This is a genomic window from Neiella holothuriorum, assembly GCF_019457915.1.
Classification (GTDB): Bacteria; Pseudomonadota; Gammaproteobacteria; order Enterobacterales; family Neiellaceae; genus Neiella; species Neiella holothuriorum.
The window spans coordinates 1-18982 of sequence record NZ_JAHZSS010000013.1 but is presented as its reverse complement, the minus strand read 5'-3'; the positions used below and the strand labels follow the sequence as shown (position 1 = coordinate 18982).

14 protein-coding genes are annotated in these 18982 nt (G+C 45.9%); 8 read left to right on the top strand and 6 right to left on the bottom strand.

Annotated elements, in window-relative coordinates:
* Position 1: 1 nt before the first annotated feature.
* The 3 genes from K0504_RS11270 to K0504_RS11260 are packed head-to-tail and all read right to left on the bottom strand — an operon-like array spanning position 2 to position 4686.
* Complete coding sequence (locus K0504_RS11270; RefSeq protein ID WP_225918098.1) at positions 2-1135, bottom strand: glycosyltransferase; 1134 nt, start codon at positions 1133-1135, stop codon at positions 2-4.
* Entirely contained in the window at positions 1128-2096 is a 969-nt protein-coding gene (locus K0504_RS11265) for a glycosyltransferase (RefSeq protein WP_225918097.1), read from the bottom strand. The genes K0504_RS11270 and K0504_RS11265 overlap by 8 nt, the downstream gene beginning before the upstream one ends.
* The gene (locus tag K0504_RS11260; protein ID WP_220104297.1) at positions 2083-4686 is read right to left on the bottom strand and encodes an RIFT barrel domain-containing protein; all 2604 of its coding nucleotides are present in this window, start codon (positions 4684-4686) and stop codon (positions 2083-2085) included. Before K0504_RS11260 ends, K0504_RS11265 begins: the two co-directional genes overlap by 14 nt.
* A 361-nt stretch (positions 4687-5047) precedes the next feature.
* Here K0504_RS11260 and K0504_RS11255 point away from each other — a divergent pair, with 361 nt between their 5' ends.
* A complete protein-coding gene (locus tag K0504_RS11255; protein ID WP_220104296.1) occupies positions 5048-5857 on the top strand; it encodes a glycosyltransferase family 2 protein in 810 nt (269 codons plus the stop codon).
* Between the two features lie 26 nt (positions 5858-5883).
* Complete coding sequence (locus K0504_RS11250; protein ID WP_220104295.1) at positions 5884-6936, top strand: glycosyltransferase; 1053 nt, start codon at positions 5884-5886, stop codon at positions 6934-6936.
* Between the two features lie 69 nt (positions 6937-7005).
* Here K0504_RS11250 and K0504_RS11245 read toward each other — a convergent pair whose 3' ends face one another.
* The gene (locus tag K0504_RS11245; protein WP_220104294.1) at positions 7006-8124 is read right to left on the bottom strand and encodes a GNAT family N-acetyltransferase; all 1119 of its coding nucleotides are present in this window, start codon (positions 8122-8124) and stop codon (positions 7006-7008) included.
* A 131-nt stretch (positions 8125-8255) separates the two neighbouring features.
* On the opposite strand from K0504_RS11245, the gene prsT reads away from it, so the two are divergent.
* From prsT to K0504_RS11225, 4 genes are all read left to right on the top strand, one after another.
* Positions 8256-11027 (top strand): XrtA/PEP-CTERM system TPR-repeat protein PrsT, encoded by a 2772-nt coding sequence (gene prsT / locus K0504_RS11240; RefSeq protein WP_220104293.1) that lies wholly within the window; start codon positions 8256-8258, stop codon positions 11025-11027.
* Between the two features lie 239 nt (positions 11028-11266).
* Positions 11267-12085 (top strand): PEP-CTERM/exosortase system-associated acyltransferase, encoded by an 819-nt coding sequence (locus K0504_RS11235; RefSeq protein WP_220104292.1) that lies wholly within the window; start codon positions 11267-11269, stop codon positions 12083-12085.
* A 25-nt stretch (positions 12086-12110) separates the two neighbouring features.
* The gene (locus K0504_RS11230; RefSeq protein ID WP_220104385.1) at positions 12111-12968 is read left to right on the top strand and encodes a ThiF family adenylyltransferase; all 858 of its coding nucleotides are present in this window, start codon (positions 12111-12113) and stop codon (positions 12966-12968) included.
* Positions 12969-12978: 10 nt separating this feature from the next.
* Complete coding sequence (locus K0504_RS11225) at positions 12979-14112, top strand: nitroreductase family protein (RefSeq protein ID WP_220104291.1); 1134 nt, start codon at positions 12979-12981, stop codon at positions 14110-14112.
* Positions 14113-14223: 111 nt separating this feature from the next.
* Here the strand turns inward: K0504_RS11225 and K0504_RS11220 are convergent, their stop codons facing one another.
* Complete coding sequence (locus tag K0504_RS11220; protein WP_220104290.1) at positions 14224-14949, bottom strand: PEP-CTERM sorting domain-containing protein; 726 nt, start codon at positions 14947-14949, stop codon at positions 14224-14226.
* Between the two features lie 291 nt (positions 14950-15240).
* Between K0504_RS11220 and K0504_RS11215 the strand changes: the two genes are divergently transcribed.
* Positions 15241-16014: a S1 family peptidase gene (locus K0504_RS11215; protein ID WP_220104289.1), complete on the top strand. Its 774-nt coding sequence runs from the start codon at positions 15241-15243 to the stop codon at positions 16012-16014.
* On the opposite strand, the gene K0504_RS11210 is transcribed toward K0504_RS11215, so the two are convergent.
* Complete coding sequence (locus K0504_RS11210; RefSeq protein WP_220104288.1) at positions 15988-17181, bottom strand: dicarboxylate/amino acid:cation symporter; 1194 nt, start codon at positions 17179-17181, stop codon at positions 15988-15990. The genes K0504_RS11215 and K0504_RS11210 overlap by 27 nt on opposite strands.
* Positions 17182-17525: 344 nt before the next feature.
* Between K0504_RS11210 and K0504_RS11205 the strand changes: the two genes are divergently transcribed.
* Complete coding sequence (locus tag K0504_RS11205) at positions 17526-18701, top strand: hypothetical protein (RefSeq protein WP_220104287.1); 1176 nt, start codon at positions 17526-17528, stop codon at positions 18699-18701.
* Positions 18702-18982 lie beyond the last annotated feature (281 nt).

Here is an 18982-nt window from a genome sequence, read left to right as displayed (position 1 = left end):
CTTATCCTTTTCCCTGCAGCTGGCGGAACAAATCGTTGTACTCTTGTGCCATTCGCTTCGCAGAGAAGTACTGCTCTACAAAGTGGCGTGCATTCAAACCTAGCGTCCTCGCCAACTCAGAATCATCCAGCAGCCTTTGCCAAGTCTCCTTGAGAGCCGCCTTGTCATTTAGCGGCGCCAGCAGGCCAGTTTCTTTATCAGTGACTAACTGGTCAATACCTGGGATGTCGTAAGCCGAAATAGGGATCTCCATAGCACACGCTTCCATTAGGCAGCGCGGGATCCCTTCTAACGTGGAAGACATAACAAAAAGATCGAAGCTTTTTAACAGGGCAAGCCGGTCATCACGAAAACCTAAAAATTTTATTCTGTCAGCTTGGCTGAGCTGACAAGCATAGTTTTCCAGCTCTGCTCTTTGATCCCCATCGCCAAGCAACACCAATTCAATGTTTGAGCGCTCAGCAGCCATCTCATTAAACAGATCCAGAATGTGGAAAATATTCTTGCGCGAGATCATCTGGCCGATAAAGCCAATCCTCTGAACCCCTTCCGGTTTTTCAGCCACCTCATCAGAAAGGCGAATCGCCTCAACCTCTGACAAATCCACTCCATTTTGAATGTAGTGAATTTTCTCTTCCTTAACTCCAGCCTGACGCGAGTCTTCACACAGTGCTTGCGACAAAGGAGCCACCGCTTCAGCAAACGTCATCGCTTTGCAGCCTAGCCAGATAAAGAACCTCAACTTCAAGTCGCGCGCATTTTCAAAGCCATGTGGCGTCACCACACAAGGGATTCCCGCCTTACGAGCAGCCAATACGCCGAGAATATCCGACTTATAGCCATGCGTGTGGATCACATGAATGTCGCGCTCTTTAATGAGCTCCACCAGGCTATTCACCACTCCAAAGTCGAATTTGTGCTTCATCGGCAATTCAAATGCATCACCATAATTGGCGCGAAATTGCTTCACCAATTCCAAATCATGAGAACTTTCCTCCAGAGTTATCGCCAAGTCGCTGCGAATATGATGCTCAGGCAGGTGACGCGCCAACGCTAGAATCCAGCGTTCAGCTCCATAAAAGCCTGTTGGGCAGATAAATTGGAGGACGTTCCTTTTCTCCATTCGCTTACTCATTATGACTACTTGTTTTGACCTCTTTCAGAGCTCCGCTCAAGGTGCCCAAGGCGCGAGCCGGAAAGAAGAGACCATAAAACTTAAATACTGAAGTTAGCGGTACACTTGCTCCAACCAACCGCTTCAAACGCAGGCTATAGACAACAACCGGCAGACTGAACAACATTAGACTCCAAAGAGCGATTAACCATTGGCCGAAGATAGTGCCGACAGATGCAATGCCAAGCAGGATTAAAAGCCCAATGGGAACAATAAAGCTTGGCCACTCACGAAGAGGAATAGTGCGCCCTTTGATGGAAGCCAGATTACTTTGGCCTCTCCAAATCTCTTTCCGAAACATCTTGGTATACTCCTTATCCTCGCCTAAATGCACATAGCAAGCTTCCGAGGTGTAATAGAGCTCGCCCAAGCGGCTTGCACGTTCTGTAAAGTAGTAATCTTCGCAGGTGATCAAGTGTTCCGGAAAGCCACCAATACGCTCAAAATCATGGCGCGATAGGCACAGGTTTCGACCAGGTAAAAAGGTGACAGCGCAGTCAAGCACAGCATTGCTCAATGCTGTGCGAATACGTTCTAAAGAGGGCGCTTCGGAGCTATTAACTTGATGTGCTGCCGCCAGCACGGTGTTGGGCCGCCGCAAGGTAGTTAACATCACCTCTAACCAGTTGGCCGAAAGCTTTACATCCGCATCCAAAAACGCCAAGTACTGTCCTTGAGCACCTTCTACACCAAGATTTCTAAGGGCTGATATGGTGCGTCCATCGGTGATCCGTATCAGCTTGACACTTAGCTCATTCACCAGCTCATCGAGCTCGCGCGAATTCCCCTCATTTTGACTGATCAGCAGGATTTCAACGCGCGCCAGGTCGTAATGCAAACCTTGAATCGACCTGAGAGTCTTTAAGAGCATTTCTTCGCGCCCTTTGTGGGGAATGATAAAGCTGACATCAATGTTGCTCATCAAGGGGGCCTACAAATTTGGTCAATTTAGGGAAGCGCCGACGTAACTGGTCTAGCTCTTTACGAATGGAAAACCCTAAGGTACAGGCCATCACGCTTTGGAGCAAACGTTTGAGCTTGTAAGTAGAGCTCGTATTGTTGACCTTGCGATACCGCCCAGCCTCGGGAAACTCCTCTTCGGGCTGTGCCAGCACCCACTCTCTAACACCTTGGTTTTGCATTAGAATAGCTTGGATTCGAGTATATACGTGGGATGAGTCAGCCTCTAATCCTGTAACCGTCTTTTGGTAGATGAGATCTGCTTTTTCGCGAAAGCATTCTCGGCTCAAAACATCAAAATAACTGGCCAAGTAGAGCACATTAACCTTCCTTAGATCCTGAGCAGCCCAAGTTAAGTTGGGAAATTCTAATCGCTCTGGCTGGTTTAGGGCTGGCTCTTCATGCTCAGCCATCCAACGAGCATAATGACTAAGGCAGTCACGAGCGTAGATAAAGTCACTATCAAGCTCTTGATGTTCCCTCTTGACCCAGAGAAAGCGAGCTACAGCCTGAAGAAACACGGTGTAAAACCAAGTTGCTTCGACGTCATCAAAATTACGTTGATTAATATCGTCCAGAGGGTGAACCGTATCCCGAATGATCTGGGCAATTTGTCTTAGGTAAGCAGACTTATGAGTGATAGCGTAGGCATCTAATAACGCTACGATGTAGTTGCCGATCCCTCGATCAAGCGGATAGCGCTCGGTAAAAAAGTTTTTCACATCCTGACGGTAACGGTTCTTCCAACTTAGCAACAATTCAACGAAGGTCCCTTTGCCCTCGTACAACAACGTAATCCAGTCAGCAAGTTGAAGGACAGATTGTTTGGAGTGTTCATTGCCGGTTAACCAGTAGTCCAATAATAGGCCTGTCGTGTAACAGTGCTGACCACCCGGACCGCCTCCGCCAGCATGATCTTCATAGACTCCACGTTGATGACGTTTGGAGTATGTTCTATGGCTACAGGTTTCACCTTTTTGGTAATGATCCGTGTGCCAGAACAGACCATGATTGTATTCGTCTTTATCCCGGTGAGTATGGTAAATGTCGATATCTGTTACGTGCCGTGTCAACTCTCTGGCTCCCTGCAATACCTCAAAACTACCAATTATCAACGCTTGGCGATAAAGCCCATAAATAGGATCATATTGGTTGTTGTAGTGCGAAACGAACAGCCCTCCCCCCTGATAGCCTTCCGCTTCATGGTCGGCATAGAGTTCACCGAAATTTCGCCAACCGTATTCATCGGCAGCTTCTCGCTTTGCCATGAAAGAATCTTCTCCAACAAGTCCCTTGTTGATTAGAGCTTGCAAAGGATCAGCGGATGACGAGAGCCAAGGCAATGCTTGGCACTTAATAAGCCAAGCAAGATTTAACTGAACCCATGGTTGGGCATAAGAGCCTCCTGCTCCTCTCCCTTGACTTAAGCAGATCGTAAACTCCTGAGTCTTACGCTCACCCGGCTGCAACTCGTGAAGATCTGGGTACTGCTCGGGAAATAAGGACAGCGCCAGCACGCCATCTTTCACAGACATTGCACTTGGAAAGTTTTGCCAGAAGTCTTTGTACATAACCTCAATCCGAGCCAGCTCAGCCTTTAGAGAAAGGCGTGGCAGGATCCTGTCGCCTACTTCACGGTAGGAGTTGGCCTCCAACCGATACCCTTTGTGGGACATTGGCACTTTGGCTTCTCGGTTAAGGTGGGTCAAACTATCCCAGGATTCCCCGCCACTAGACTCCTGATAGAGCGAGAATGTCGTCGCTTCGCTCCTTAGTTGCTGTTGAGTAAGTTCATCGAAACACCCTATCGTTTCAAGCTCATTCACTGTCCAGTGGAACGCGCAGCTATCGAACAGCAGAGAATTAGGATCTCCCAGATCCCAAGTGCCTCCCTCGTGAATCGCCGCTTTGGGGTTGTGCAAAGTAAAAGAAGTTTCAACCTTGTTGCTGTGGTAATGAAACTTATATGTCTGTTCAAAACAGGCGATAGCAGACGCACCATCATTGGTCGCAAGGAAGCCTTTTAAATGGACCTCTACGAACAATGGCTTTTCAGCCGCATAGTAGGTCTCGTGAGCACAGGATTGCACATAGCCTTTTGCAGAATGCTCTTCTGAGATGAACAGTTCAAAGCGGCCAGCCTGACACACAACCTCCTTGCGCGAGTTTTTGGCCGAAAAAGAAGATAGCTCGGAACGGTTGAGCTCAAAAAAGAACTCACGAGTGCGAACCGCTAAAATATTCCCTTCAAGGCTGACCAGTTGAGGACGCTTAGGGCAGGTTGGTGGATTTGGAGAGTGCCCAGCGTAGATGCGATTCTTATCAGAGCTAGCGAGAGACATCAGCAACCTAGCCTGACACCAGCGAATAGTATGGTCGGGCCAATAGCTTGTAGGCTTCAGAGAAGCGGCCAGTGATTGTCCATTTTCATCGAGCAGCGTCAGATTATGGGCTTGGTATTGACCTTGGGGTAACGGAAAGCCAAATTGAATTAGCTCGAACTGCTCGCCCCCAACGACTGCGCAGTTAATCGTAGCCAGCTCCTGCTCCATAGGCCAGTAAATCCTTATTCCCTTTGTTTGCTCGAACACTTTATGGGTAGAATTTTTTACAATTAGGGTGACGTGTAGAGCCCCCTCTTCACTGGCATGAAAGGCCAGTCCCAGCTCGAAGAGAGCTAAGTCCATCATATTTAAGGCTAGGAGATCAAGCTCTAGGCACGGAAAGTGGGGATATCTTCAGAGCTCCTATGAAATGCAAATTTGAATTCACCTTTTTTTCTGGCATGTTATAGGGCTAAAATAAGAAATGGAATACAACGGAAACTCCAGCAATAGGAGTGCATAAGGACCTTTCTCGGGCAAGAGCGCATTTCTCCCGGTGATGGTTTCCAACTATATAGGCCAATAGGGCATGATGAAAACTGTCACCATAGGGATGCCTCTTTATAACAATGGCAGAACGTTAAGAAGAGCCGTCGACTCAATACTTGCTCAAACACATACCAACTTCAAACTGATTCTTTCTGACGATGGTTCGAGCGATGATACTTGGGCAATCTGCGAAGATTACCAGCGTCTAGACGATAGAATTGAGATCATTCGCCAAGAGAAAAACCTCTACTACAAAAACTTCTTTTATCTAGTAGAACGAGCAGACACTGATTATTTTTGCTGGTTGGCTGGTGATGATTACCTTGCAGAGGATTTTCTGACTCACACGCTCAACGAGCTGGAACAAGATCTTGGCCTAATCTCATGCAATAGCCAGTGCCAATTCGAAAATGAAGACGGCTCAACCTTCTTGGCCAAGGGAGCATTTTCGATTGAACAGGACGATAAAACCGAACGTTTGGTCAGCTATTTATCTCACCCCTTTGATAATTCCCGGATGTATGGCGTATTTCGCCGTCAGGTAATCTTAGACTGCTTTCCCGATGAGATATTTCACGCTTATGACTGGGCATTATCAGCATTGACCCTCTGTTATGGTAAACAACGATGTTTGTCAGAGACTCTGATGTTTCGAGAAAAAACACCCACTTTTAGTTACTCCAAGATGTTAACTCGGGATCACAGATTCTTTCTTTATAGGGCTTTCCCTGTGCTTTACATGAGTTTTTTTTTGCTAAAGCACAAACAGTTTCCGATCAACTTCCGAACTGTCATGGCATTGCTAAAGCTCAATTTTAAGAAACGTGAAGAATATTTACGGAACAGATAACTGGCTATTTTGACGGACCAACGAACATGAAGCGATTAATTGCCTTCCCCAAGGCCGGAGCATACACATCTCCATTGTATGAGGTTCTGTCGAAAAAGGGGGTTGAAGTGCTCTCCGGGCAGTGGTCACTTTCCTGGCTGCTAAGTCAATGCCGCAGAGGGGATACCATTCACATCCACTGGCCCTCGTTTATCTATCAAGCTAATGGTAAAAGCACCGTTAAGGCGTTAGTTGGCCTAATCAAATACTCCTTTAGCTTGATACTTCTTCGACTTAAAGGAGTTGTCATTTTTTGGACAGCGCATAACCTATTGCCTCACGAAAGATGTGAGTCAGCTTGGATCGACTTTTGGGCGCGCAAGCTCACCATCTGGTTGAGCGGAACTATTTTTGTTCATGGCCGCAATGCTCAAAAAGTACTTAATAGTAACTTTCCCAGCAGCAGGACTAAGTGTGTATCCATCCCTCATGGCCACTGGATAGATTACTACGGCCCCAAAGTTGATAAGCGCTCAGCACAAGAAAGACTCAACCTTCCCGAAGACAAGTTTACGTTACTAATGTTCGGGCAGCTCAGGCCCTATAAAAATATCCGGTTTTTAATGGATTCCATTAGCGTGGCCGAGCACTCTGACGTGCAACTGCTTATCGCAGGAAAATTCAAGGAATCTGATTATGAGGCCCAGATATCCGAGGCCGCAGAGAAAAACCCCAACATCCGGCTTGATGCCCGCTTTATTAGCGATGAAGAAGTACCGACCTACCTTGCTGCTAGTGATTTAATGCTCATGCCCTATTCAGAAATACTAACTTCGGGTACAGCGATGCTTGCCATTAGCTATGGGCTCCCCGTGGCATCAATTAAGGCAGGATTCTTACTAGATGTAATTACCGAGGAAACAGGGCTATTTCTAGAGGAGATATCTCAAGCGGAATTGATTCGGGTGATTAACCAAGCACAATCAATGGACTGGGCTGCAGAAGCAATCCTAACCCACGCTAAAACGTTCAGCTTTGATGAGGCGGGGCAACAAACCTACCAAGCCCTCATCGGCGATCACTATTCCAAAAAACCTTAACGCCAGCAGCCTGATAAAGGGCACGCTAATTCGCGTCCGATGGAGGTGTAGTTAGCAACCAACAAAAGGTCAATTAGATCTTTTACCCCATGACTTTATGTGCCTTAGAAGTCCCTCTATTTTGGCGGTGAAACTCCGCCGGTGGTAGCAAGCCAATCTCATAGAATAGCGAGTGTCTGATAGCGACTGCTTATAACGATTCTCTCCCGCAAGAAAGTCATAGCATTTAAAGCCCTGTTGCGCGTAACGGGCCATCGCTAATGTATGAGCGACTAAGCCGAGTTTTATTCTGTTATCACGCTCTGGAGGGATAGCCGAAAGATAGAAATAAACGCTGTTCTCATCAAGGAGATTATAGAGAAAGCAAGTTGGCTCCTTATCGATAACCAGAGCAAGAAGTTCAACACCACTCCCTTTCGAGCGGATTAGCTTTTGGTGAAAATCATGAAACAGAGCATTGTCAAAACCACTGCCCCATTGAGAGTCTCGCCATTTTTGCAAATGAAGGGATTTGATTTGCTCAAACCAAAGCTCCTTTTGATGCTCCCCCTGTGCAGGGCGAATTTCTACCTTTCCCTTTTCGCCCAGCAACTTAACGGAGCGCTTTATTTGTTTACGAGTATTGCTCGAAAAATCAGATAAAAGAGTATCCTGAGAGCATTGCTCTATGTTCTTAGTAAAACCGAAACTTTCAATCAACGTTCGGCAGTTTAAGTTGCTGTCGCAAAAAATAGGCAAAGCGCTATCAATAGTTAGTCCTATGTACAGCTCATCGCACAGATTTTCATGTTGAAATATATATTGGTAAATAGCTTGGCGAGTAAGCGGCGCTTCCCCTCTCCTCAACAAGCAGTCGTTATATTCGATCCAAATTTGATCATGCCGTCCATCCCCGCATCGATTCAGCCAAAGTTGCCGAATAGGTATTAGGCCAAATTTCTTGGTAACACGTTGACTAAACAGGCCGATGCCAACGGTTTGGTCTTGGCTTTTAGCCTCAACAACTAGCAACGGGAGGGGCGAGATCCTCAGCCAAGATTCAATCCATGCCCAAGATAGAAAGAAATGTGTTTCAGCCTTTGACTCTAGTTGTTGCCAAATTGGTGCTAGCTCGCCTATGGCATGAGCAGCAGCAGAGTATGATCGATGGGATACCTTGATATCTAAATAACTTTTCGATTCGGACAACACTTTTGATCCTCAAATCCATCTCAGGCCGTTAAAAAGTCGAAGTTTCAGTCCTTCTAGCTTTTAAAACGCGGTTAACGGCGTTATCTTGACAGGTTAAAGGGATTCTCAGACTTCAACAAGGCCATAAAATGAAAGGATTGCTCAAACCCATCACTGCAGCAACGTTATTAACCTTAGCAGCTTGTGGTGCAGAAAAAACCTCTGAACAGTATCTGGCCAGCGCTCAACAATATTTAGCTTCTGGTGACAAGAATGCCGCCGTCATTGAGCTTAAAAACTCGCTCCGTCAAGCTCCCACCAATATTGTTGCACGCCAAGCATTGGGCGACATTTATTATGAACAAGGCGCATTTGAGTTTGCCGAAAAAGAATACCTCAAGGCTTTGAATGACAGTGCCGATGCTAATGAGCTCGCCCCCAAATTAGCGATTACTTACTACAAGACATCCAAATTTCGAGAAATCGAGCAACTCGCAGAAGAATACCAAAGGTTGTCGCCTGAGGCCGCAGCGACAATGTCAGCAATTCAATCTCTGAGTTATTTTCAACGGGGCGAGCAAGATAAAGCACAAGATTACTTGAATATTGCCGAGCAGAAACAAGCCGACAATATTTACGCCCGTTTAGGCCAGACAGCACTCAACCTCTCGACGAGCACTCAGGCCGATCTGCAAAGCAACCTAAAAGTGGCTCTTCAAACAGTTGATGAAATTATTTCTGTGGCCCCCGGAACCATTGAAGCTTACTTGCTTAAAGGCCATTTACTCATGGCGAAGAAGCAATACGAGCAGGCGGAGTCAACCTTTGACAAAATGATGAAGCAAGCCCCAGGAGAGCCTCGCTATGCCATCTATAAAATTCAGAGCCAACTCAAGCAAGATAAATTTGAAGAGGCTGAACCAGCCATAGATCAACTGCTGGCTATCGCGCCAGAGCACCCAACAATTAACGAATACAAAGCCCGCGTACTGCACTCTCGACAAGACTTTGGTGGCGCACAAACTCACTCAACTAAAGCTATTCAGAATGGTTCAAGCTCGGTAGCAAACTTCGTTGTTGCAGGCATTTCCGCAATGAAGCAAGGCGATTTGGAGCAAGCCTATCGCCATTTATCGCAGGTTCAAAAGAACTTGCCTAATGATCATATTACAGCTCGAATTTACGCCTACCTTCAGCTGCAACTGGGCTATACGGAAGAAGCGTTACTCACACTCGATCAACTGACTGAGCTACAAGACTCCGATGCCGCCTTGTTCGCATCCGCCACCTCGGCGTTATCTAAATCTGGCGACAAAGAAAAAGCGCTGGGTTATGCAGAAAAAGCAGCCGAGCTCGATCACAGCAGTGCCCGAATGGCTCAACTCGGCCTGCTCAAACTACGCAATGAAGACACTTCAGGCCTTGATGATTTAGAGCAAGCCATTCGCCTTAACCCAGATCTAACGGAAGCTCGGTTGGCCTTGGTATATAGCCTACTCCAGCGAGGAGAGGACGATCTAGCTCGTCAAGCCGCTGACGAGATGATTCAAGCATTCCCAGAAGATGCTCGAGGTTACGCCCTAAAAGGCATGGTGGAACAAAAACTCGGCAACTTTGACGCAGCAGAAACTCAGATTGATAAAGCCCTGACGATAACACCAAATGAGCCAGTAACTCTGCTCAGTAAAATCAAGCTGCTGCTGGAACAAGAGAAAGAAAGTGAAGCATTTGAATTGCAGAAACAAAACCTGCAACACAATGCCAACAAATTCTATGTTGTGAGTAGTTTCGTTAACCACGCAATTCGCTATCAACATATTGACCAAGCAATTTTGCTCTTTCAGTCTCTACGTAAAGACGAACCTACCTCGGCCAATCTAGCTTGGGGTAATGCAGCTTTGTTAACTTCCTCCAATCAAATTCCTGAAGCGGTAGCTCTTCTATCTGCGCTCGGTGAAGACCAACATCACTCCGCTTCTAATATGTTGCTGGGCGACTTATTGGTTCAAACTCGCAGTTTCGATAAAGCAGAGGCAGCCTATAAACCTATTCTTGCTAGTCAGCCTAATAAAAAACAAACATATCAGCGCCTCATTGCTGTTAACGAGTTACAAGGCAACTTTGCCGATGCCGTTAAGTACGCTGAACTTGCAGTGAAACAGTTTCCTCAAGATCAATCCTTCAATCTATTAAAAGCAGTCATGTTATTTGATAATGGCCAGATCAATGCTGCAAATACAACTCTACAATCAGTTGCTGAACCGTTCGCTAATCACCATGTTGCAACTAGGCTTCGTGCTCGAATCGCAATGGAAAACAAAGCTTATTCTCAAGCGGCTGAGCACTGGCAGAAGTATTACCAAGCACAACCAAGTCTAGACTCTCTGCTTAACCTGGCTAAATCCTACGAACTGAACAACGAACGAGACAAAGCAAGCCAGTTACTTGATACGGAACTAGCCAACCATCAAGTAAAATATCCTATTCATTTGAAATTGGCAGAGCTTGCAATGGCCGGCGGCAACTCAGGTAAAGCTATTGACCATTACGAATCTGCACTGGCTGAATCTCCAGATAACGTTATCGCCCTAAACAACACATCATGGCTGCAAATTGAAGCAAAACAATACCCCCAAGCTGAAGCTCACGCCTTACGAGCATATCAACTATCAGATAAAAACCCAGTCGTTGCCGACACCTATGGTTTGAGCTTATTACGCCAAGGAAAAGCGAATGAAGCGCTCACCATTCTTGAGCCCGCTTACCTTGCTCAAACCGATAACACAGAACTTGCACTCCATTATGCAGAAGCACTTATCGCCACAGATCAAAAACCTAAAGCGAAACGCATTATTGAACGAACCCAAGTTACAGACGACAAACTTCTAGAGCTCAAAAAGACACTTGTTAACCAACTATAAGGGCCAACAGGTATTTACTAGCCTGTAAGTATGATGTGAGTAGCATTTACCGCCGCTCATATCATGCTGAAGGAGCGAGTAAGAGGGCTGGTGTTATACTTAAAATCTGTGTAAAAGCTAATTGATGTTAAGCTAATCTAACGCAAGGGATAACAACTTGTTTCAGCCAGAGGCAAGTTTTACGTCAAGGATATTCGCGCAAACAAAAAATCATGCGAAAACGAAAACAAGGGATAATAATGAGAGCCTTACGACACTTGGCCGACAAGCCATTCATTGGCGCTGTCACCAAATTGATCATGCGCCACCTACTCGATCAAAAAGTAGATGACATTTCGTCTCATTTTTCCACTTACTTCTCTCCCAAGGTTGCCAATTCTGACGAGATGCTCAATCAGGCTTTTCAGGTTCGTCACCAAGTTTACTGTGACGAGCTCAGTTTCTTGGACAAGGACCCGTCAGGCCGTGAGTCCGACAAATTCGACCGGCACTCACTCCATTGCTTAATAGAGCACAAACAGCGTGCAGAAATTGCAGGCACAGTCCGAATGGTGTACTCCACCAACGAAAGTGAAAAACTACCGCTTGAAGAATATTGCCCAGACGCTATTTCAAAAAATCAGATCCACCCAAGCAACTTTAAGCGCGAAGAAATCTGTGAAATATCTCGGTTAGCAGTACCAGCAGAATTTAGGCGCCGTAATGCCGATAAGATTCCAAGCGCCGCAACGGGTGAAATCAACCAACAAACCTACTCTGAAACCGAGCTTCGTTGCTTTCCTTTTATAGCTGTTGGGCTTTACCTTTCAGGAGCATCTATGGCGCTCAATACGGGCCGAAACCATTGCTTTGTCATGATGGAGCCAAGATTAGCTCGCAGCTTGCGCTTTGTTGGTATCACCTTCACGCAAATTGGCCCAGCTATCGAATATCACGGTAAGCGCGCGCCTTATTACATTAGCAGTGAGATGTTAATGAAAAGCTTATCGGGCGGGTTTAAGAAGATGCTTAAACACATTAGCAAAGATATTGTCGCGCAAAACCCTCAAATCAACTGAGTCCCAATCAAAAGGACATTGAATGATGTTTGATTATGAATCGGCTTTCTCACGTAACATCGGCTGGGTAACTGAAAGTGAACAGCAAACTCTACGACATAAGCGGGTAGCCATTGCTGGTTCTGGCGGAGTAGGCGGAGAACATGCAGTAACTCTTGCTCGGCTCGGAATTCAGAATTTCAATTTGTCAGATTTCGACGAGTTCGAAGTGCATAACTTTAACCGCCAAGCCGGCGCATTTATGTCGACCCTCGACCGCCCCAAGGTTGAAGTCATGGCAGAAGTTTGTAAAGACATTAACCCCGATGCTGATGTAAAAGTATTTCCTGAAGGGATTTTTGAGCATAACGTTGATGAATTTTTAGAAGGCGTCGATATATACGTAGATAGCTTAGATTTTTTTGCGCTGGAAGCTCGAAAAACGGTTCTCAGCAAATGCTATGAAAAGAATATCCCCGTTGTTATCGCCGCACCATTGGGCATGGGCACATCAGTTGTTTGCTTTATGCCCGGAAAAATGAATTACGAAGAATACTTCCGCTTCAATGATCGAAAAACAGAAGAAGAGCAGTACATCAACTTCCTTATTGGCCTCTCCCCTGCCATGTTACAGCGCTCTTATCTCGTCGACCCTTCTCGTGCAGATTTTCAGGCTAAGAAAGGGCCATCTACTCCTATGTCAGTGAAGTTCTGTGCAGGAATTGCAGGTACTTATGCACTTAAAATATTGCTAAATCGAGGCCCCGTATTAGCAGCGCCTTGGGGCTTACACTTTGATGGCTACCGTGACAAATTTGTAAAAACTTGGCGCCCATTTGGTAATCGTCATCCATGGCAGCGTTTAATGTTCGCCATCGCCAAACGAGTGGTCCTTAAAAACTAACGGGGGCAATATGTCAGACTCTCCAATCAAGCAAATTTTCGATTACGCCCGCTGGGCGCCAAGTGGCGACAATGTCCAAAACTGGCAATTCGAATTTGTTAATGATCTTGAAGCTATTATTCATGGCCATGATGAAAGCGATTGGCTCGTCTATGACAAGAAAGGTAATGCTAGTAAGCTTGCTCTTGGCTGCTTACTTGAAACGTTAGAAATTGCTGCCTTGCAACAGGGCTTCAGCACGCAGATCGAATTAGTTGAAAATCGCTTTGGTAAACAGCCTACGGACGAAGCTTACAGCTCACACCCAACCTTTAAAGTTAACCTATCGGCCTCAGAGCCAGCAGTACAGCCATTATTTTCGTCCATCAAAACCCGAACGGTTCAACGTAAATTAATGAGCCGAAGTGGATTGTCTCCACTTGATAAACAAGCGCTTGAACAAAGCTTGCCAACGGGCTATTCGGTCATTTGGCTTGATTCCGTTGACGATAAAAAGCAAATCGCCAAGCTGATGTACGGTAATGCAACAACTCGCTACCTAATGCGCGAAGGCTATGATACCCATTCACGTATTATTGAGTTCACGGCTAAAAAGAATGATGGCAGCCCGAATCAATTAGCCAACAGCGAATTTAGCAAGAACAAGATTCCTGCTAAAGCGCTAGGGCTCGATCCGTTAACTGTGATCATGATGGAGTGGGTACTGGCAAGCTGGGACCGATTCCATTTTGTAGCCACTTACTTAGCTGGCACCGTTTGGCCCAAGCTAATCATGGACTACATGACAGCAATTTGTTGCGGCACCCACTTCGTGATTATTGCCGAACAAGAGCCCAAAACCTTAGAAGACTATGTTAACGCAGGCAGGGCAGTACAACGGTTCTGGCTACAAAGCGACATCGTGCAATTGGGCTTTCAGCCCGAGCAAACTCCGATTATCTTTTCTGAATACATTCGCGATGGTGTTAGTTTTACAACCGATGTAAAAGCCAATACAAATGCTCAGAAAATGGATACTGAACTAAAGCAAATGCTTGGAGTAGATACTGTCAATAGAGCCGTATTCATGGGCCGCTTAGGCCATAGTAACCCAGTACAATATCGCTCTGTGAGAAAAAGCTTAGAGGAGTTGGAAATAAAGTAGCTACAAACGAAAGCACATGCTACCGGAGCATTTGTCCATAATTAAGGGCTAAAACTTACATAACAAAAAACCTGCCGAAGCAGGTTTTTTTAATAAGCTCTACATCTACGTTTAAGCTTTACGGCGGCGGCTCATGCCCAAGCCAACTAAACCCAAACCAAATACTGCTAGCATCGCTGGTTCTGGGATAAGGCCTACTTCGGCAAGAGTTACATCCAGACCACCGTTCGGATTAGTGAACGCATCATATGCTCCGCCAAAACTAATCATCACAGAGTCGACTCGTGACAAATTCATTGCAGCATCTCCACTAAACAAGTCGAAATCGATGAAAACAATTTCGCCGTTAATAGTTTCAGCAACACTATCCGATAACGACACCATGTTACCGTAAATATCAGTAATAGAGGCACTAAATAGTAGCGTTGCATCTGCAAAAATTACGTCGAGGTAAAAACCTTCCCACATTGAAATGTCGTAATACGGTGTGCCAGATTCCTCTGGGTGAATGCCGTCAGTCGCAGACCAATCAATATCTAACTTAGAGAAAGCAGAGCCACCATTTTCATAGCTCAGAATGTTTCCCTTTTCATCAGCGACAGAGCTTAGAGCTGTTGCGTCAGCTGTAAACGCATCAGAAGAACTTTCGTATTTGGTCAATGTGTATGTTGTGGTAGCTCCAGCGTTGTTGATACCAACAACTGTTGAAACGCCATCGACAAGGGTGTCTTCATTAATCGAATAAAAAGAGAAATCATCCAATACCATTTTGCCGGCATTGGCGCTTGTTGCGAATACTGCGGCTGCTGCCAGCCCCATAAGTTTAGTAAATTTCATGTCCGTTCTCCGAGAGAGTGTTTGGTTGCGATGACTAATGCACTCACTGTGCCATAATTAACGTTGACTTTTAAAACAACAACTTAAGGAAGCCATCTCTATACTTCAACCTCCCAAAAATACCCCGATGTAAAAAAAACTGACATTCATTTCCGGCAGGTATATTGACATCGATCACATTAAAAAAGGCATCACGTTGTCAATTGCTACTGCAATCATTTAACGCTATCTGAATAGTACTGTTTCGCTATACTGACATGCCTAAAACGCAGATAAGCAGGATAAAATCGGATGAATACGCTAAGCAAGGCTGCACGTTATATTAGATGGATACTGGTTATCACAATTAGTCTTTCTGCTTCACCGGTGCACGCCCACAATCCGCTCCCAAAAACCATTCTTAAGGTAAAACCCAGCATTGTTGGTATTGGCTTACATGATCCGCGAAGTGCTCCGAAAACAACACTCAGTGCCACTGGCTTTGTGATTGGAAATGGCCAACTGGTAGCCACCAATGCTCACGCCATCCCAGACTTAAACAGTGAACGGAATCAATCGATTGCAGTGCTTGTGCCTGGCGGCAGAACCTCTGAGGTGTACAAAGCAACACTGGTAGCAAAAGATGACGAACACGACTTAGCCATCGTGCGGTTTCAAGGAAAACGGCTACCTCCGCTCAGCTTTTCCAATCAAACGGTACTGGAAGGGCAAGCAATCGCCTTTACAGGATTTCCCATCGGGCCGGTACTTGGGCTTTATCCCACCACGCATCGCGGCATCATTGCCGCCAAAACCCCAGTCATTTTGCCCGTACCACAAGTGGGTAAGTTAACGGCCAAACAATTAAAGCGTATGAAGCACCCATTTGAAGTCTATCAGCTTGATGCAACGGCTTATCCGGGCAATAGCGGCAGCCCTGTCTATGACCAAACAACTGGCGAAGTGATCGCTGTGATAAATAAGGTACTTCTCACCGGCAACAAGGAGTCGGCACTCACTAAACCGAGCGCCATCTCCTATGCCATACCGGTTAAACACCTACAAGAATTGCTCACGAGCCTCTGAGGCAGAGGCCGCTTGGACAGTCGCTTCGCCGTGCCAGCGATCTAACCACAGCGCGATAACACCATCACCAGTGACATTACAGGCCGTCCCGAAACTATCTTGTGCCAAATACAGCGCAATCATCAACGCAATCGCAGCTTCATCAAACCCTAGCATCGACGCCAAAATACCCAGCGCAGCCATAATCGCGCCGCCGGGCGCTCCGGGTGCTGCAACTAACGTCACGCCCAGCATCATAATAAAGGGCACAATATTCGCTAGCGTTGGTTCACCTAAGCTCGGTGTCATCAGCATCACTGCCGTAGTACACGTCACAATCGTGATCACCGAGCCAGACAGGTGAATGGTTGCACAAAGTGGAATCGCAAAATTGGCGATAGGCTCTTTCACCTGATTGTTCTTACTACTTTGTAGTGACACCGCAATTGTTGCAGCGCTCGACATAGTACCTAACGCCGTGAAATAAGCTGGCAGCATATTTTTCAGCAAAACGATCGGCGGTTTTTTATGAATAATACCAGTCACCAGATAGAGCGAAGTAAGCCATAGCCAATGCATTGCTACCGCAAGCAGCAATACCACAGCAAAGGTTTTGAGCGTTGATACCGCGGAGCCTTCCAGCATCATATGCGTAAATACCCCTGCGATATAAAACGGTAGCGCTGGAATAATCACCTTGCTTAGTAATAAGTCGACAATGGAGCGTCCTTCTTCAATCACCACCGAGAGTTGTTTCGATTGGATTGCACTCATGCCAATACCTAGCACAAACGCCAACACTAAGGCAGTCATAATACCCAGCGGTGGCGGTACGGCAATTTGTAGATAAGGCCCGATTTGCGTAGCACGCTCAGCATCAGGTAGCGCATGAGGCGAAACTAGGCCAGGTAGCAATTGGCTAGCAACTAAGAATGCAATCGTACCGGCGATTACCGTCGAGCCATAAGCAAGTCCCACAGTATGGCCGAGTAGTTTTCCTGACTGCCGTGGCAATGCGCCAATACCACTCGCGATATACAACAAAATTATGAGCGGAATCGTAAACCCAATCAATTGGCCAACAAACTCTTGAATGGTAAGCAAGATGCGCGCAACCCACTCAGGCGCAAAAGCACCGGCAAGTAGGCCTGCGGCAATGCCGATAATTAACTTTAATAATAAATTCATTAGTGTTCTTTGAAGTGAGGGCGATAGAAATTGGGCGAATTTTACCACAGATCCCTGTTAGGGATCTGTTAAGCATTCGCCTTTATTGGTGCGAATGTTCGCTTCTTTGAGGCGACTCATATTTTAACTAGATCACTATAATTTAATTTGGTAAGGCCAATTTTTTGAACTGCTCAGCAAATTGATTTTGTTGCCTTATCGAATTAAACGCCAAGCTCTAATCCATTGATATTCTAACCATCAGCATTGAGTTAAAAGCAGCCATAGAGCTGTATTTTCCAGACGATATAACAACAACAAATTCACTCAAGGCTGCTCACAGACACACAGAACAAGGCGACCCTATGATTTTTTCCCGCAATAACCCAAACACGGCATCAGAAACACACATTTTCCGCCGGCCAGCAAATGACTTTACCATCGATGAACATCTGCTTTCTAAAGGCCAAATTAACCTGATTCGTTGGATGTGGCCCACGACCAATTATCAATACGAGCAACTATGTAGCGCTTATCGAAACTACCTAAAGGTTGAACGGTGTGGTTTATCAGAGCAGCAGTGTAGAGCCCTTGGCTTTGATATCGACATGGAAGGTGCGCTCACATTAGAGCAAACCTTAACAACGCTGGCGGCAGGTGATTGGCTGACCGTTGATGAAGTGAACCAGCAAGTTCAAATGACCACAAAATGCCAAAACTGGCTTCACGCCAAACTGACTCGGCGTTTTGGCAACCAATGGCAAAACTGGCGTAATGAGTTACAACGCATTCATGCATTAATGCCGAATGCCCAACCGATGATCAACGAACACATCGCTATCATGCATTATGCGAATGGGTTAACGCCGCAGCAGGCAGCACGTTGGTTTCGCTGGAATGATCTGCAAATCCGCGCAAACGAGACCATCTCGAACGCTGTATCCAAACAATTGAATATTGCCAAACACGATTTACCAAACCATAAGATTTTTCATGTCAATCCGACACTTAAGTTTATCGACGCGGCAGTTTCTACTGCCTTCGATCCCGTTTCATTATCGGTAGAGGTTAAGCTAGGCAATACAAAGAAGAACTTACCTGAGTGCCAAATTGGCGAAATCAGTGACAACCGTTTTGCCATTGCACAGCTTGCAGATGTTGCTGGCTACTTTGTTGAAGTGCCACCCGATATCGAGCAGATCGAGTTATTTTGTTTATGGAGAGTTCATGACGGTGAACGAATCATTTCGGTATCGCATAACCTAAGCTACAGCCTTGCAAGTAAGGAAACTGGCTGGCTTTATTCAGCAGAAGTGCAGTTACCAACAGAGCATCAAAGCCAATTTTTCTCACCGGATTCATTCTTCGAAATAGAAGCATTGACGGGTAAAAAGCCTACATCGGCTGAGCTTATCAAACTGGTACCCCGCGTACGGTTTCAAATTGAACAGCTTGAGTTAAAACCCAACCGAGTCAAAATTGTGGAGTCTCTACTACTCAATGCTAAAACCGCTCACGATGCTACCGCCATCTGTTTGTGAACTAGATTTTGTCCATAGCAAATCCACAAAAGCCCGGTTCTGACGAATCGGGCTTTTGTGTAAACAAGCAAAAAATCTCAGAGCGAGCAGTGGTGTTGGAATTTAGTTTAAGTTGGATTGAGCCAGCGCAGGTGAGTCTTGCTTGGCCTGTCAGACGACGAGTTGCTTGGTGAGTCGCTGCATTTTCCCCAAAAAGCAAAAAATCCCGCTACATCAGTAACGGGCTTTGACGTACATGGATGTACTAATGTCGATGATATTCATGGATGAATGTCTTTCAT